Origin of the sequence: Streptomyces neyagawaensis, assembly GCF_023516595.1 — a bacterium.
Taxonomy (GTDB): Bacteria; Actinomycetota; Actinomycetes; order Streptomycetales; family Streptomycetaceae; genus Streptomyces; species Streptomyces neyagawaensis.
In genome coordinates this window covers 20,160-36,148 of sequence record NZ_JAMGBG010000164.1, presented here as the reverse complement: position 1 = coordinate 36,148, position 15,989 = coordinate 20,160, and the positions used below count along the sequence as shown (strand labels likewise).

Annotated in this window: 9 protein-coding genes; 4 read left to right on the top strand and 5 right to left on the bottom strand. The window is 71.3% G+C overall.

The window, feature by feature from the left end; genetic code table 11:
- Positions 1-52 precede the first annotated feature (52 nt).
- Positions 53-1,159, bottom strand: a complete 1,107-nt coding sequence (locus M8J73_RS40340) for a glycosyltransferase (RefSeq protein ID WP_249829745.1) — start codon at positions 1,157-1,159, stop codon at positions 53-55.
- Positions 1,156-4,077 carry a bifunctional glycosyltransferase/CDP-glycerol:glycerophosphate glycerophosphotransferase gene (locus tag M8J73_RS40335; RefSeq protein WP_240501050.1) on the bottom strand — a complete coding sequence of 974 codons (2,922 nt, stop codon included), beginning with the start codon at positions 4,075-4,077 and terminating at the stop codon, positions 1,156-1,158. The genes M8J73_RS40340 and M8J73_RS40335 overlap by 4 nt, the downstream gene beginning before the upstream one ends.
- 152 nt (positions 4,078-4,229) lie before the next feature.
- Between M8J73_RS40335 and M8J73_RS40330 the strand changes: the two genes are divergently transcribed.
- Both M8J73_RS40330 and M8J73_RS40325 read left to right on the top strand, forming a co-directional pair.
- The gene (locus M8J73_RS40330; RefSeq protein WP_206187779.1) at positions 4,230-5,276 is read left to right on the top strand and encodes a serine/threonine-protein kinase; all 1,047 of its coding nucleotides are present in this window, start codon (positions 4,230-4,232) and stop codon (positions 5,274-5,276) included.
- A 65-nt stretch (positions 5,277-5,341) separates the two neighbouring features.
- Entirely contained in the window at positions 5,342-7,327 is a 1,986-nt protein-coding gene (locus M8J73_RS40325) for a serine/threonine-protein kinase (protein ID WP_308408378.1), read from the top strand.
- 36 nt (positions 7,328-7,363) lie between these two features.
- On the opposite strand, the gene M8J73_RS40320 is transcribed toward M8J73_RS40325, so the two are convergent.
- Entirely contained in the window at positions 7,364-12,340 is a 4,977-nt protein-coding gene (locus tag M8J73_RS40320) for an NAD-glutamate dehydrogenase (protein WP_055540096.1), read from the bottom strand.
- Positions 12,341-13,085: 745 nt separating this feature from the next.
- On the opposite strand from M8J73_RS40320, the gene M8J73_RS40315 reads away from it, so the two are divergent.
- Positions 13,086-13,652, top strand: coding sequence for a DJ-1/PfpI family protein (locus M8J73_RS40315; protein ID WP_055540095.1), 567 nt, complete (start codon positions 13,086-13,088; stop codon positions 13,650-13,652).
- Between the two features lie 39 nt (positions 13,653-13,691).
- Here the strand turns inward: M8J73_RS40315 and M8J73_RS40310 are convergent, their stop codons facing one another.
- Positions 13,692-14,363, bottom strand: coding sequence for an HAD family hydrolase (locus M8J73_RS40310; RefSeq protein ID WP_055540094.1), 672 nt, complete (start codon positions 14,361-14,363; stop codon positions 13,692-13,694).
- A 94-nt stretch (positions 14,364-14,457) separates the two neighbouring features.
- Entirely contained in the window at positions 14,458-14,973 is a 516-nt protein-coding gene (locus M8J73_RS40305) for a DUF6912 family protein (protein WP_055540093.1), read from the bottom strand.
- 419 nt (positions 14,974-15,392) lie between these two features.
- Here M8J73_RS40305 and M8J73_RS40300 point away from each other — a divergent pair, with 419 nt between their 5' ends.
- On the top strand, positions 15,393-15,938 hold the full coding sequence (locus tag M8J73_RS40300) for an Rv3235 family protein (RefSeq protein WP_249829744.1): 546 nt from the start codon (positions 15,393-15,395) through the stop codon (positions 15,936-15,938).
- The last annotated feature ends 51 nt before the right edge of the window (positions 15,939-15,989 follow it).

The window sequence follows — 15,989 nt, the reverse complement described above, 5'->3', positions numbered from 1 at the left end:
CCCGAACGGCCCGGGCCCCCAACAGCCCGGGCCCCCTCCGACCCGCCCCCCGTCACCTCTCCAGGAACGCGAAGAGGTTCTCCCACCTGTCCACGATCTCGGCCGTCCCGTAACGCCGTACGTTCTCCCTCGCCCTGTCGCCCATGCGGTCCCGCAGGGCCTTGTCCGACATCAGCAGGTCCAGCTTGCGGGCCAGTTCGGCGGTGTTGCCGGGGGGTGCCAGCAGGCCGTCCTCGCCGTCGGCGACGATCTCGTGGACGCCGGGCGCGCAGTCGAACGCGGCGCACGGGACGGCCATCGCCATCGCTTCCATGAGGGCGAGCGGGAAGCCCTCGCCCCGCGAGGAGAGCGCGAAGACGGAAGCCTCCCGGAGGGCGGCCGGGACGTCGGCGGTACGGCCCATCCAGGCCACCGAGTCGTCGAGGCCGAGTGCCGTGCACTGCTTGCGCAGGAGTTCCTCGTCCTCGCCGGACCCGTAGATCCGCAGGGTCCAGTCGGGGTGGGAGGGGGCGACCTCCGCCCAGGTGTCGAGGAGCATGTCGACACCCTTCTCGTCGCTCAGCCGGCCGATGCTGACGACGGCCTTCCCGGTGCGCGGCGAGGGCACGTCGGGCAGCCAGGGCACGGCGTTCGGCATGAACGAGGCGTTGTTGAGGCCCTCGCCGATCCACAGGTCGGCGTCCTCGCGGGTGAGGACGAGCATGCGGTCGACGTCCGCGTAGTACTTCAGGACGCGGCGGAAGCGGGAGCTGGCCTTCGCGGTCTCGTACGACTCGTGGCTCATGCCGATGACGGTCAGTCCGCGGGTGTCGGCGAGCCGCACCCACTCCATCGCCCACACCTGGGTGACGACGACGACCGCTCCCGGGCGGGCGGCCTCGAAGATCCGGGTCAGCCGAGCGGCCCGGTCCCGCATGCTCGCGTCCCGCGCCCGGCCGGGGGCGGGCGGCTGACCGTCGTACAGCCTGGTCGTCGGGTAGGGGAGGTCGCCGAGGTCGTACGGGTCCTCCGGGGTGGCGATGCCGATGACGTGGACGCGGTGGCCCCGCTCGGTGAACAGCCGGGCCATCTGGTGGGTCCAGCTGGTCACCCCGCCCAGTTCGTCGACGCTGTTGGCGACGAGGAAGATGTCCCGCCGCCCGTCCCGCTGCCCGGTCACTTGCGCCTCCAGTCGGAGAAGAACTCGTCGACGATCCGCCGCGCGGCCGTGCCCTTGTCGTACTCGCCGAATGCGGCCGTGAACCGCTCCCGCGCGGCCGCGTACTTCACCGACTGCTCCTCCAGCGAGGAGCCCGCGAGGACGGCGTGCAGCTCGTCCTCCGTGCGGACCACCGGGCCGGGTGCCCGTTCCATCAGGTCGAAGTAGGTGCCGCGGCCCTCGTGCACGTAGGCGTCGTAGTCGTACGTGAAGAACAGCATCGGGCGGTCCAGGAGCGCGTAGTCGAACATCACCGACGAGTAGTCCGTGATCAGCGCGTCGGCGAGGACGAGCAGGGGCGTCACGTCGTGGTGGCCGGAGACGTCGATGACGCGGCCCCGTACGGAGGGCGGGAGCACGACGTGGTTGAGGTAGTGGGCGCGGACGAGGAGGACGTACTCGTCGCCGAAGGTCTCCGCAAAGCGCTCCACGTCGAACGGCAGCGCGAACCGCTTCTGCCCCGACTGGCGGAACGTCGGCGCGTACAGCAGGACCTTCTTGTCGGCCGGGATGCCCAACTCGGCTGCCAGGGGCGGGCGTTCGGTGGCACCTCGGGTCTGGACGAGGACGTCGTTGCGGGGGTAGCCCACCCGCAGCAGAGCCTTCTCGCGGAGGCGGAAGGCCTTGGCGAGGGTGCGCACGTCGTGCTCGGAGCGGATCAGGAAGCGGTCGAAGCGGTCCAGGGTGCGCTGCTGCTCCGCCTGCGCGGCACGGGACTTGAGCCTCCAGCTCGGCTCGTCGAAGCCCATGCGCTTGAGGGCGGAGCCGTGCCAGGTCTGGAGGTACGTCGTGCCGGGCCGCTTGGTCAGCTTCAGCGGGTAGCTCTGGTTGTCGATCCAGAACTCGGCGCGGGCCAGCGCCCTGAGGTAGGGCAGGGACCAGCGGCGTACGAGGGTCGCGTCGGAGGGGAAGCCGTCCGGGCGTCCCGCGTACGACCACACCGCCTCGAAGTCGAGGCCCTGGCGGCGCATCTCCTCGTAGATCGCCCGGGGGCTGTCGCTGTACTGCCGGCCGAGGTGGCTCTCGAAGACCACCAGGCGCCGGCGCGGGGGCAGCCGAAGGAATGCCTCATGATAAAGGCGGATTTTGGTGTCCCCGGAGGTGGCCTTCTTGCGTAGTGCCTTGGCCTTGCGGTAGCCGGTCTTGGCCAGTCGTCCGGGGGTGCCGCGCAGGCCGCGGACGACGAGGTCGTTGGCCTTCTTGTCCGGGACCAGCCGGAAGGCGAGGTGGCCGCGGGCGGAGATGTGCGGCTCGACGCGGTCGGCGACCAGCCGGGTGAGGCGGGGGCGGACCGGCAGCTGCCCGGTCGCGAGGCCCGGTTCGGCGGCGGTGAGCCGTGTCGACGTCCGCTCACCGTCGACATCGAGATGGAGGCGGACGTCCCACACGGCGTCCACGATGCCGAGCGGCCGCAGGACCTTCTCGATGTCGGCGGTGGCCTCCCACGACACGTACGGGCCCTCGTGCCGTACGGCGGCCACCGGCACCCGGAAGGTCCAAAAGCGGACGCCGGGGCGGCGGGCGTAGAACTCCAGCTCGGCGGTGAGCCGGGCGCCGGGCGGGATGACCCCGAGGGGGTTGGTGACGCGGCCGGCGAGCCGGACGACTCCGCTGCGCCCCGGCCGGGAGTACTCGGTGAGCTCGTTGCGCAGGAACATCTTCCCGACCGGCCGTGCGTGGTAGCCGAGTTCGGTGACGTCCAGGATCCGCCGCGCGAAGGGGTCCTCCTCGATGTGCTCGGCACACCAGTAGATCCGCCCGTCGCGCTCGACCATCGGAGCGGACACCTTGTCGCGGTTGGTGAGGGTGTCCACGGCGGGCAGCAGGTTGTCCCAGTCGCGCTCGCGCAGCAGATAGGCGCAGATCGCGTGGATGGGCTCGACCTCGTCGTACGCGGCCGGGTCGATGGACGCCAGATAGGCGTTGGCCAGCGCGGCGAACTCCCGACGGTAGGCGGCGTCCCGGAACGGCAGATCGCGCAGGTGCAGCACCAGGTCGTGCTTGAGGAACTTGACGTCCTTGGCGAACTTCAGCTCCGGCAGCCCCCGGTCGGCGAGGAGCCGGTCGACCCTGCGGTGGATCTCCATGCGGTGCGCGAAGTTGGCGATCTCGGCCCGCCGGTTGCTGATCGACTCGGCGCCGGGCCGCTCGACGACGTTCCAGTCGTAGACCCGGTTGGGGATGAGCGTGATCCGGCGGGCGGCCGCGTACACCTGGGCGGAGAAGAACAGGTCCTCGTAGTGGATGCCGACGGGGAACTCCAGACCGCCCTCGACCAGGAAGTCACGCCGGTAGCACTTGTTGGTCGACAGGGTGTCGTACACCAGCAGGTCGGGCAGCTCGGAGACGGAGTCGAGCGTCCGTGTGCGGGAGTACAGCCACGGATACCACTTGACCTCCTTCTTCGTACGGGTGTCCACGTGGACGCGGACGCACAGCCCGGAGACGAGGTCGGCGCCGGTCGTCTCGGCCGCCTCCAGCATGTTCCGGCAGGCGTTGCGCTCCAGGACGTCGTCGCTGTCGAGGAACAGGACGTACTCCCCGCGGGCCCGCCGGATGCCCTCGTTGCGGGGCGCGCCGCAGCCGCCGCTGTTCTCGGGGAGCCGGTACGCCCGTACCCGGTCGGGGTGGCGGGCGGCGAGCCGGGCGGCCACCTCGTACGAGCCGTCCGAGCTGTGGTCGTCGACGATCACGACCTCGACGCTGCGCAGCGTCTGCTCCAGGACCGACCGGACGGCCGTGGGCAGCCTGGCCTCGTCGTTGTAGACGATGACGACGACGGACACGGCCGGCCCGGCGGGTACGGCAGGCCCGGCGGGTACGGCAGGCCCGGCTGTCGCTGATTGCGGCTGCTGCTCCACGTTCACCCCAAACATCATGCTTTGCTCCCTCTATAAGGCATAGCGCCGTTGAGGGCCACTCAGGTAGAGGCCATGGGAGGTACCCGGGTTGCGTCCGGGGCGGGGTGGGGCCGCGTCCCCCGCGATACCCTCCGAGGGGACGTGGGAGCGGGAGCAGAGGGGGCCGGTCGATGCGCGGGGTGGTGCCTGGGCCGCTGCGGGCGGACGATCCGCGGGAGATCTCCGGGTATCCGCTGTACGCCAGGATCGGCGAGGGCGGCATGGGAACCGTGTACCTCTCCCGCAGCCGGGGCGGCCAGCCGGTCGCCCTGAAATTGGTCCGTCCGGAGTACGCCGACAGCCCGGCCTTCCGGGAACGCTTCGCCCGCGAGGTGGCCGCCGGCCGCCGGGTCTCCGGCTACCACCTGGTGCCGATCGTCGACCACGACGCGGCGGCGAGGCGCCCCTGGCTGGCCACGCGCTACGTACCGGGCGTCCCGCTCGGCGAGGCCCTGGACACCCACGGCCCGCTGCCGATGCCGACGGTGCTGCAACTGCTGGCCTGCGCCGCCCACGCGCTGGACGCCGTGCACACCGCCGGGGTCATCCACCGCGACATCAAGCCCGCCAACCTGCTCCTCGCCACCGACGGGCCCTGGCTGCTCGACTTCGGCATCGCCCGGGCCGCGGGGGCCGCCACCCTCACCACCGCCGGCCGCCTCATCGGCACGCCGCGCTACATGTCCCCCGAGCACGCGCTGGGCCGCCGGGTCACCTCCGCGTCGGACGTGTTCGCCCTCGGCCTGCTCGCCGCGGTCGCCGCCACCGGACGCCACCCGTACGGCCGGGGCAACCCGCTCGCCATCGCGACGCGCATCGCCGCGACCGACGTCGACCCGCCCGCCCTCGACGGCATCGACCGGCCCCTGCTCGACGTGATCCGCCGTTGCCTCACCGCCGACCCCGTCGCCCGCCCCTCGGCCGCCGACATCGCCGAGCACTGCGCGGGAGCGGCCCGCAGGGACGTCCGCGACTTCACCGGCTGGCTCCCGGCCCCGTTCGCGACGTCGGTGGCCATCATCGAGACGGCGTTCCACACCCTGTCGCTCACCGAGGCCCCGACGGCTCCGGTCCCCCCGAGCCTGGCGCAGGCACCGACGGTGCGCGGGGTCCCGGCGACGGCGCCGATCACCGTGCGGGACGAGGAATGGCAGCGCCGGGTACGGCGCGAACCCTAGGCCCTTCTCCGGCATCACGTACCTGTACTCACACGGAACCGTAACGCCAGCTCCAGGTGTCGTAAGTGCCGTATAAGCTTCGGAACCGCTTCAAGTGCCCGCACGCGGCACAGGAGTTCGGCACCGTACCGGGGGAGGCTCCCATTACCACCAGCACTGGCGACATCCTGAGCCCTCTGGGACCGCAGGACCCACGAGAGACCGCCGGCTACCACTTGCAGGCCCGCATCGGCGAGGGCGGCATGGGCACGGTCTATCTGTCGCACACCCGAGGCGGCCAGCCGGTCGCCCTGAAGGTCATCCGCCGGGAGTACGGCCAGGACGCGGACTTCCGCCGCCGCTTCGAGCAGGAGGTGCAGGCGGCCCGCCGCGTGCAGGGCTATCACATCGTCCCGGTGGTCGACCACGACACCACCGGCGAACTGCCGTGGCTGGCCTCCGCGTTCATCGCCGGCATCCCCCTGCACGACGCCCTCGTCGCGTTCGGGCCGCTGCCGCTGCCCGCCGTCTTCCAGTTGGTCGGCTGCGCGGCCCGCGCCCTGACGTCGATCCACGCGGCCGGCGTCATCCACCGCGACCTCAAGCCCAGCAACATCCTGCTGGGCACCCAGGGCCCGTACGTCATCGACTTCGGCATCGCCCGCGCCGCCGACGCCACCCAACTGACGCAGTCCGGCGGCCTGATCGGCACCCCGCAGTACATGTCCCCGGAGCACGCCCTCGGGGAGCAGGTCACCCCGGCGACCGATGTGTTCTCCCTCGGTCTGATCGCGGCGGTTGCCGCCACCGGACGCCACCCGTACGGCGACGGCGGCGCCATCACGATCGCCGCGCAGATCGCCAACACCGCCCAGCGCCCGCCGCAACTCGGCGGGTTCGACGAGCAGTTGCGGCCCCTGCTGGAGCGCTGCCTGACCGCCGACCCGGCCGAGCGCATCGGCACGGAGGAACTGGCGGCGCTCTGCCAGGAGTTGGCGGGCCGCGGCCTCAGCGACTTCAGCGGCTGGCTGCCGGAGCCGCTCACCGCCGAGATCGCCCGGCGCGAGCAGTCCGCGCAGACCCCGCCGCAGCCGACGGCACCGCAGCTGCCCGCGGCACCCCCGACCGCACCTCCGACCGCACCTCCGGTCACCGCTCCCCCGACGGCGCCCCCGGCGACCGCACCTCCGACCACGCCCCCGCCGCACGACCCGGCGGCGGGCACCACCCAGGGCGTACCGCAGCCGACCCCGATGGCGGGCTTCGGCCCCGCCGCCCAGGGCCCGGCCCCGGGCTACGGCTACCCGCAGCCCGCCGCCCAGACGTACAACCTCACCCCGCAGGCCCCTGCCCCCGCCCCGACGCCGCCCAAGAAGAGCCGCCGGGGTCTGAAGGCCGGGCTGATCGCCCTCGTCCTGGTCCTGGCGGTCGGCTCGGGCGCGGCGGCCGCGGTGTACCTGATGAACGGGCAGGACGACGACAAGAGCTCCAGCAACACGGCGAACGGCGATAAGGCCAAGAACGAGGAGAAGGGCAAGCCGAGCCCGACACCGACCGAGTCGGAGACGGGAACGGACGACGGTCAGGGGGACACCACCGGGGGCACCGGTACGACCCCCACGGGCTCCGCGCCGCCCGCCGAGGGCGCCAAGTACACCAAGATCGTCGACAGTGTGCCGATCACGGTCCGGGGCCCCGACTCCGGCCTCGACAGCACGTACGTGGACCTCGACCAGCCGCTGGTGGACCCCACCAGCTCCCAGATGGACTACGAGGACGCGGAACTGCGCATCGACGGCTCGGCGGTGTCGTTCGGCACCTCCATGGGCGAGGCCAGCGGCTCCACGGACAAGGAGTGCCGCGCGGGGGCGGACCAGAACCCCTACACGGACAGCCTGTCCGCCGAGTCCATCAACCGGGACGAGCAGATCGCCAAGGGCGACTACCTCTGCACGATCACCAGTGACGGCAACCTCGCGCTGTGGGAGGTCACCGAGGTGAAGTCGCCCCAGGACCAGGACTACATGCCCGACATCCGCGGCACCGTCACGGTCTGGAAGATCACGACCTGACGCACCACATACAGGGGGGGCGCCCTCGCGTGCGCGCTACGAGTGGCTGCGCAGCAGGGTGCGCATCGTGCGCATGGCCACCGACAGGTTGGCCAGGTCGAACGCGTCGGAGCCCTGGATCTCCTCCAGCGTCGTCCGGGCGCGGCCCAGGATCGGCGCGTTCTTCTGCTCCCACACCTTGAACCGCTGCTCCGGCGTGGACGAGCCGTTGCCGGCGGACAGCACGTCGGCGGTGAGGGAGGCGTGCGCCGCGTACAGGTCCTCGCGGATCGCCGCGCGGGCCATGGACTGCCAGCGGTCGGCGCGCGGCAGCTCGATGATGCGGTCCATGAGCTGGGTGATGCGCAGCCGGTCGGCGAGGTCGTAGTACACCTCGGCGACCTCCATCGGCGTCCGGCCGACCCGGTCGGCGACGGCGACGATGTCGAGCGTCGGGAACGCCGAGGAGAAGCCCGCCACCCGGGTGGCCAGTTCCTCGGGGACGCCGGCGCCGGCCAGCTCGTCGTAGATCTGCTGGTACCACTCCAGGTCCGCGCCGCGCAGCAGCTTGGGCAGCTCGCCCCAGACGAGGTCCACGCCGTCCTTGAAGAAGGCGATGGTCTCGCTCAGTTGCAGCGGCTGCGGCCGGTTGTTGAGCAGCCAGCGCGTGCCGCGCTCGACGAGGCGCCGGGAGTGCAGCCGGATCCGGGTCTGGACGCCGGCGTCGACCTTGTTGTCCAGGCCCTCGACGGCGTCCCACACCGCGCCCGACCCGAAGATCGCGCGGGACGCGGTCTGCGCCCGGACGATCTCCTCCAGCGATGCCCCGGTCTCCTCCCGAAGCCGGTGCAGGAAGCTCGTACCGCCCGTGTTGACGGTGTCGTTGACGAGCAGGGTGGTGACGATCTCCCGGCTCAGCGGGTGGCTGTCGATGTGCTCGGAGAACTGCTGGCGCAGCGCGGTCGGGAAGTACGTGTGCAGCAGGGTGCGCAGGTACGGGTCGTCCGGCAGCGAGGTGTGCAGCAGCTCCTCGGCGACGGTGATCTTCGTGTACGCGAGGAGGACGGCCGTCTCGGGGCCGGTGAGGCCGTGCCCGGTGTTCAGCCGCTCACGGATCTGCCGGTCGGTGGGCAGGAACTCCAGCGCCCGGTCGAGGTGGCCCTCCCTGACCAGGTGGCGCATGAAGCGCTGCTGGGCGTGGAGCATGTCCTTGGACTGGGCGAGGGCGTTGGCGATGGCCGTGTTCTGCGCGTAGTTGTTGCGCAGAACCAGCCGGCCGACCTCGTCGGTCATCTCGGCGAGCAGTTTGTTGCGCTGCTTGACGGTCATGTCGCCCTCGGTGACCAGGCCGTTGAGCAGGATCTTGATGTTCACCTCGTGGTCGGAGGTGTCCACGCCCGCGCTGTTGTCGATGGCGTCGGTGTTGACCCGTCCACCGTTCTGCGCGAACTCGATCCGGCCGAGCTGGGTCAGGCCGAGGTTGCCGCCCTCGCCGACGACCTGGACGCGCAGGTCGCCGCCGTTGACGCGGATGGCGTCGTTGGCCTTGTCGCCGACGTCGGCGTGGGACTCGGCGCTCGACTTGACGTACGTGCCGATGCCGCCGTTCCACAGCAGGTCGACCGGGGCCTTGAGGATCGCCTTCATCAGGTCGGCCGGGGTCATCTTGGAGATCTTCTCCTCGATGCCCAGGGCGTCCCGGATGTGGCTGTTGATCGGGATGGCCTTGGCGGTGCGCGGGAAGACGCCGCCACCGGTGGAGATCAGCTCGGCGTTGTAGTCCTCCCAGCTGGACCGCGGGAGTTCGAAGATCCGGCGCCGCTCGGCGTACGAGGTGGCCGCGTCCGGGTTCGGGTCGATGAAGATGTGGCGGTGGTCGAAGGCGGCGACCAGCCGGATGTGCTCGCTGAGCAGCATGCCGTTGCCGAACACGTCACCGGACATGTCGCCGATGCCGACGACGGTGAAGTCCTCGCTCTGGGTGTCGACGCCCAGCTCCCGGAAGTGCCGCTTGACGGACTCCCAGGCGCCGCGGGCGGTGATGCCCATGCCCTTGTGGTCGTAGCCGGCGCTGCCGCCGGAGGCGAAGGCGTCCCCGAGCCAGAAGTTGTACGACTCGGCGACCTCGTTGGCGATGTCGGAGAAGGTCGCGGTGCCCTTGTCGGCGGCGACGACGAGATAGGTGTCGTCCTCGTCGTGCCGGACGACGTCGGCGGGCGGGACGACCTCTCCGGCGACCATGTTGTCGGTGATGTCGAGGAGCGCCGAGATGAAGGTCCGGTAGCTGCGGATGCCCTCGGCGAGCCAGGCGTCGCGGTCCACCGACGGGTCGGGCAGCTGCTTGGCGACGAAGCCGCCCTTGGCGCCGACCGGCACGATCACGGTGTTCTTGACCATCTGCGCCTTGACCAGGCCGAGGATCTCCGTACGGAAGTCCTCACGCCGGTCGGACCAGCGCAGACCACCGCGGGCGACCTTCCCGAACCGCAGGTGCACGCCCTCGACGCGCGGCGAGTACACCCAGATCTCGAACGCCGGGCGCGGCGCCGGCAGATCGGGGATGGCCTGCGGGTCGAACTTCATGGAGACGTAGTCGTGCGGCTTGCCGCCCGCCGCCTCCTGGAAGAAGTTGGTGCGCAGCGTCGCCTTGATGACGGTGAGGAAGGACCGCAGGATGCGGTCCTCGTCGAGGGAGGCCACCTGGTCGAGCGCGGCGTCGACCTCTTCGAGGAGGGCGTCGACGATCTCGCGTCCGGCCCGCTGCCGGTCGGGCGACATCCGCGCCTCGAACAGCGACACGAGCAACCGGGTGGTGTGGACGTTGTTGCGGAGGGTGTCCTCCATGTAGTCCTGGCTGAAGGTGGACCCGGCCTGCCGCAGGTACTTGGCGTACGCGCGCAGCACCATGGCCTGCCGCCAGGTGAGCCCGGCGCTCAGCACCAGGGCGTTGAACCCGTCGTTCTCGGCCTGCCCGGTCCAGGTGGCGGCGAACGCCTCCTGGACCCGTTCGCGGGCGTCGCCGCCGAGGAAGTCGCCGGCCGCCGACCGGGGCATGCGCAGCCCGAAGTCGTAGATCCAGGCGGTCGTACGGTCCTCGCGGCGCAGCTCGTAGGGCCGCTCGTCGATGACCTCGACGCCGAGCCGGTTGAGGACGGGCAGCACCGCGGAGAGCGAGACCGAGCCGCCCTTGCGGTAGATCTTGAACCGCCGTTCGTCGGGCGCGGCGCCCACGGGCTCGTACAGGCTGAGCGCGAAGTCCTCCTCCTCGCCGAGCTGTTCGATGTTGACGAGGTCGGCGACGGCGGAGCGGGGGCTGTGGTCGGCCTTGTAGCCCTCGGGGAAGGCGTTGTGGTAGCGGCGCAGCAGTTCGGCGGCGCGCTCCTCGCCCAGTTCGGCGTTGAGCGCCTCGCCGAAGCCGTCGGCCCAGGAGCGGGCGGCCTCCACCAGGCGGGCCTCGACGCGCTCCTTGTCGGCGTCGGTCAGCTGCGGCAGTTCGGTGCCCTGCGGGACGCGGACCACGAAGTGCAGCCGGGAGAGGATCGACTCGGTGTTCCAGGCGGTGAAGTCGACGCTGGTGCCGCCGAGTTCCTCCTTGAGGATGTCGATGATCCGCAGTCGTACGCCGGTGGTGTACCGGTCGCGCGGCAGGTAGACGAGGGCGGAGTAGTAGCGCCCGTACTCGTCCTGCCGCAGGTAGAGCCGCAGGCGCCGGCGTTCCTGGAGGTAGAGCACGGAGGTGACGATGGACCGCAGCTCGTCGGCGGGCGTCTGGAACAGCTCGTCGCGCGGGTAGGTCTCCAGGATCTGGAGGAGGTCGCGTCCGTCGTGGCTGTTGGGCGAGAACCCGGCGCCCCTGAGGACCTCGTCGACCTTGCGGCGGACGACGGGGACGCGGCGGACGGACTCGGTGTAGGCGGCCGAGGAGAACAGTCCGAGGAACCGTCGCTCACCGACGACGTTCCCCTCGCTGTCGAACTTCTTCACGCCCACGTAGTCGAGGTAGGACGGCCGGTGGACGGTGGCGCGGCTGTTGGCCTTGGTGAGGATGAGGAGCTTGTGCTCACGGGCCTTGGCGCGGGCGTCGGCGGGCAGCCGATCGAAGGAGGAGCTGACGGGGTGGTGGTCGGGCCCGGCGTGGTGCGGGTCGGCCCGCAGGATCCCGAGCCCGGTCCCCGGCACGGCGGCGAGCGTGTCGTCGGAACGCAGTTCGTACTCGCGGAACCCGAGGAAGGTGAAGTGGTCGTCGGCGAGCCAGCGCAGCAGCTCGCGGGCCTCCTCCACCTCCTGGTCGCGCAGGTCGTCGGCGGTGGGTTCGGTGGGCAGCCCCTCGGCGATCCGCAGCGCCGCGTCCCGCATCTTCTCCCAGTCCTCGACGGCCTCCCGCACGTCGGACAGCACCCGCAGCAGGTCGTTGGTGATCTGCTTCAGGTCGCCCCGGTCGGTCTCGCGGTCGATCTCGACGTGGATCCAGGACTCGATGTGCGCGTCGTGCGGAAGCGTCTCGCCGGCGGCCACGGCCGCCGCGGCGGCGGCGACGGCGGACGGCTCGCTGACCAGCTCGACGAGCTTGCCGGTCACATCGCGTCGGACGACGACCTGCGGGTGGATGACGACGTGGATGCCCCGTCCCTGCCGTGACAGCTCATTGGTCACGGAGTCGACGAGGAAGGGCATGTCGTCGGTGACGACCTCGACGACGGAGTGGCTGCAGGTCCAGCCGTTCTCCTCCACGGTCGGGGTGTGGACCCTCACATTGGCCGTGCCCTGAGGGCGATTCTCGGCCAGTCGGTAGTGGGAGTAGGCGGCTCCGAAGACGTCGACCGGGTCACGGCCGCTCAGGTCCTCCGGGGCGGTGTGCAGGTAGTAGCGCTGGAGGAACGCGAGCACGGTGTCGTGGTCCGGGGTGTCCGGTGCACCCGTGGCACTCTCGCTCGTCGTCCCAGTCGGTAGGTGCCCCCCGACCGGGCTGTTCTCAGCTACCCGGGCGGCCCTCTCGAGCAACTCGGCCTTGGCTTCGTCCAGCTTGGTCTGCATTGTCCTCTGGCTCCTGTCGCGCGCCGTTGCGTGACGTAGAAGGAAGTACGGCCTCGGCCCCTCCGACGCGACGGCACAACACGGGGTGTCCGGTCTGCTCCGACGCTATGCCGCGGGGTGAGATGAGCGGGAGGGAATCGGCCATTCTGGCCGCCGAACAGGGGTGTGACGCTGCTCTCGGCGTCGGCCTCGTGACGTCGTTCGGCGCCTCGGGGGCCTTCAGGACCCCCACCCGCCCGCAAGGACCAGCGACCGCCGCCCGGTCACGGATGTCGTCCGTGCTCACCGGGCGCGGGGCAGGGACGACGACGTCCCCGCGAACTATCGCGCTGATCACGCCACTAAGGCTATCGCTCCTTACAGGCCCCCCGTCATGAGCCGTATGTGTACAAAACCGGGGCCAGAACTTTGACATTCCACACAGAGACAAGCACCCGACCTCCACACTCACCCCGCCCACCCGAGCATACTCCCGCTCAACTGTGCCGCCCGGACAGGGCGCGGTCAGCGTTTCTCCCCAGGAAAGGGCCCGATCCGGGGGCGGGGCCGGACGCCGGGTGGCCGGAATGCGCCGGGTGACGGGTCGAGGCGACAATCGGAGAGTGAGGTCGCCGCCAAGCAGGTGGCGAAGGCCCGCGCCGGCACCGCACCGCCGCACACCCCCTTGGCAAACCCCCACCCTGGATGCACGTTGCCCAGGACACCCCGACGAGACGAACCACCACGAGGCCGAGGGGAACCCGCCATGACAGCCAAGATCCTCATCATCACCGGCGACGCGGCCGAGTCACTGGAGGTCCTGTACCCCTACCAGCGCCTGCGGGAGGAGGGGTACGAGGTCCACATCGCCGCCCCCAGCCGCAAGCAGCTCCGCTTCGTCGTCCACGACTTCGAGCCCGGTTTCGACACCTATACGGAGAAACCGGGGTACACCTGGCCCGCGGACCTCGCCTTCTCCGAGGTCGACCCCGGCCAGTACGTCGCCCTCGTCATCCCCGGCGGCCGGGCCCCGGAGTACCTCCGCAACGACCCGGAGCTGCGCAAGATCCTGAAGTCGTTCTTCGACACCGACAAGCCGGTCGCCCAGATCTGCCACGGGCCGCTGCTCACCGCCGCCGTGGACGCGCTCCACGGCCGCCGCGTCACGGCGTACCCCGCGCTGGAGCTCGACATGCAGTCCGCGGGGGCGACCTTCCAGGACACCGAGACCGTGGTCGACGGCACCCTCGTCTCCGCACGCGCGTGGCCGGACCACCCGAGCTGGATGCGCGAGTTCCTGAAGATCCTACGGACCAAGGCGCCGGCGACCTGAGGTCGACGGGGGGCAGGAGCGGGCGGCGCCGGTGACGCGCTACGCCGCCAGCCGCTCGGCCTCCACGACCGCCTCCTCCAGGGTGTCCACCACGGGCACCCCGGGCACCGTCTCCAGACTCGCCCGGCTGTGGGACCCCCCGGTGTAGAGGACGGCGCGCGCCCCGACGTGCCGGGCGGCGACGGCGTCGTCCGCGGCGTCCCCGATCACGACGGTCCGCTCCGGCTCCACCCCGACGAGTCGGCGCAGGTGCCGCACCATGTGCTCGGCCTTGCTGCCCCCGGACGGCCCCCGCCGCCCGTCGACCCGTATGAAGTGCGGCTCGATCCCGAAGCCCCGTACCAGCGGCACGAGTTCCTCGTGCACGTACATGCTGAGGATCGACTGGCTGTGCCCCTCGGACCGCCAGTCGGCGAGCAGCGTGGGCACCCCGTCGGTCAGCCCGCACGCGACCCGGTGCTCGGCGTAATACCGATGGAAGACGACGTCCATGGCCTCCCACTCCTCATCGGTGGGCAGCCGCCCGATCAGCCGCTCGTAGAACTTCGGCACCGGCACGCAGTACAGCTCCCGGTATCGCTCCAAGGTGAGCGGCTCGATCCCCAGCTCGGCGAACGCCGCGTTCGTCGCCCCGATGATCGCCTCGTTGTCATGGAACAGCGTGCCGTTCCAGTCCCAGACGATGTGCGCCCCAGCGCCGTGCTTCCCCATACCGAAAAACTACCCCTCACCACTGACAACGCACCGTGACCTTGAGTGCGCACCCCGCAAACGCGTACGCGTCACCGGCCGCGCGGCGTCGGAGTCACTCCCCGAGCCCCACCAGGTTCGGGATCTCCTGCGTCGCGTACCACAGCAGCTCGTGGTCGTCCGCGCCGTCGACGATGAACTGGGCGTCGTCGTCGCCCTGGTCCGCCGCGCCGAGCGCGTCCGCCGCCTCGGCCACCTCGGCCTCGGCCTCCGCCGAGTCGACGTGCACGGCCGCCGCCTTGGACAGCGGCACCGGCCCCGCGACCCGCACCTCGCCGAGCGCCGTCGGGTCGAGCCCCCGGTCGGGGTCGGCGACCGCGTCCCGGTCGGCCACGTCCACCGCCACGACGACCCGGCGCCGAACGGCCCCCGGCTCCACGGCGACCAGCCGCAACGACGCGAGCGCGGCGCGATTCAGGGCGGCGTACTCCAACTCCTCGATGTCGTCGGACAGGTACCACTCGCGCAGCGCCGGCGTGACGGCGTACGCGACGAACGGCCCCTCCCCCAACTGCCCCGTCTTGTACGCCTCGGCGAGCCCGGGAAGGGTCAGGGGGACGTAGACGCGCATGGCAGGCCGCTTTCGTAGTCGTGTTCGCTGTCAAGGCTCCGCGGAGGGCTCCGACGTGGGGTCCACCCCCACCGGGAACGATCCGTACCCCGCAGGGATCGCTCCCGCACCCCGGAAGGCGCCCGGGGCCGTACGAGGAGTCGGTCCCGACGGTCCTTCAGGATACGTGCGGCGTCCCCTTTCGAGCCCCCGCCCGCCCCTCCTGCCCCGTCCACCCCGCACCCACCGCCTCACCCGGCCCACCCTGACCGCCACGGGCCGGAACACCGCCTCCATCACCCTGATAGGTGAACATTCCGGGGCCTCCGCCGCTCGTCGCCGTTCCTTGCGGCGCCGGCCTCCCGCCTCGTACAAGATCCCCAACGCGAAGTTACCGAGTGGTACCAGCGGCTCACCGACTCCGAGGAACGGGGACCCCGATGAACAAGGTCATGACCAGGACCCAGCGCCGCCCCGGCACCCGCCCGCCCGTACGCCACGACACCCGCCGCCCCGGCCGCACCCCCGCCCGCACGACACCGGGCGGCGGCCGGTCCAGGGCACGCGACGGCCGTGTGTCGACCGCCGAGCGGAGCACGACCGCCGCCCTCCTCCCCGAGGTCCTCACCGCTCCCGCCGCCCAGCGGCCCCGCCCCACCGACCGCTTCGCGGATCTCCTCCTGGCCGTCCTGAGCGGCCGCCGCCCCGTCCACAGCATGCTGCGCCACACCGCGGGCCGCGCCTACGACGAACTGGCCTGGCTCGCCGAACAGGGCCCCCTGCGCGCCGTCCACGGCGCGGACCCGGTCATCCGCGACATCGGCTACTACGTGGCCGCTCCCGGCGCTCTGGAGGTCTTCGCCCGCGTCAGCGCGGGCGACCGCCTCAGCGCCATGGCCTTCCGCCTGGAGCACGGCCCGGACCACCGCTGGCGCTGCACAGCCGTGGAACTGGGCGGCCCCAGGCGCCCCCACACAGACGACTGACCCCCATCTACCGAGCCTTCAGGGGCGCGGGCAACTGCGCGAGAAACCACA

What these genes read in the sequence shown, in the direction of transcription:
- M8J73_RS40315 (WP_055540095.1), top strand. Translation starts at nt 13,086, where the DNA reads ATGACAGCCAAGATCCTCATCATCACCGGCGACGCGGCCGAGTCACTG.
- M8J73_RS40330 (WP_206187779.1), top strand. Translation starts at nt 4,230, where the DNA reads ATGCGCGGGGTGGTGCCTGGGCCGCTGCGGGCGGACGATCCGCGGGAG.
- M8J73_RS40310 (WP_055540094.1), bottom strand. Translation starts at nt 14,363, where the DNA reads ATGGGGAAGCACGGCGCTGGGGCGCACATCGTCTGGGACTGGAACGGC.
- M8J73_RS40300 (WP_249829744.1), top strand. Translation starts at nt 15,393, where the DNA reads ATGAACAAGGTCATGACCAGGACCCAGCGCCGCCCCGGCACCCGCCCG.
- M8J73_RS40320 (WP_055540096.1), bottom strand. Translation starts at nt 12,340, where the DNA reads ATGCAGACCAAGCTGGACGAAGCCAAGGCCGAGTTGCTCGAGAGGGCC.
- M8J73_RS40305 (WP_055540093.1), bottom strand. Translation starts at nt 14,973, where the DNA reads ATGCGCGTCTACGTCCCCCTGACCCTTCCCGGGCTCGCCGAGGCGTAC.
- M8J73_RS40335 (WP_240501050.1), bottom strand. Translation starts at nt 4,077, where the DNA reads ATGATGTTTGGGGTGAACGTGGAGCAGCAGCCGCAATCAGCGACAGCC.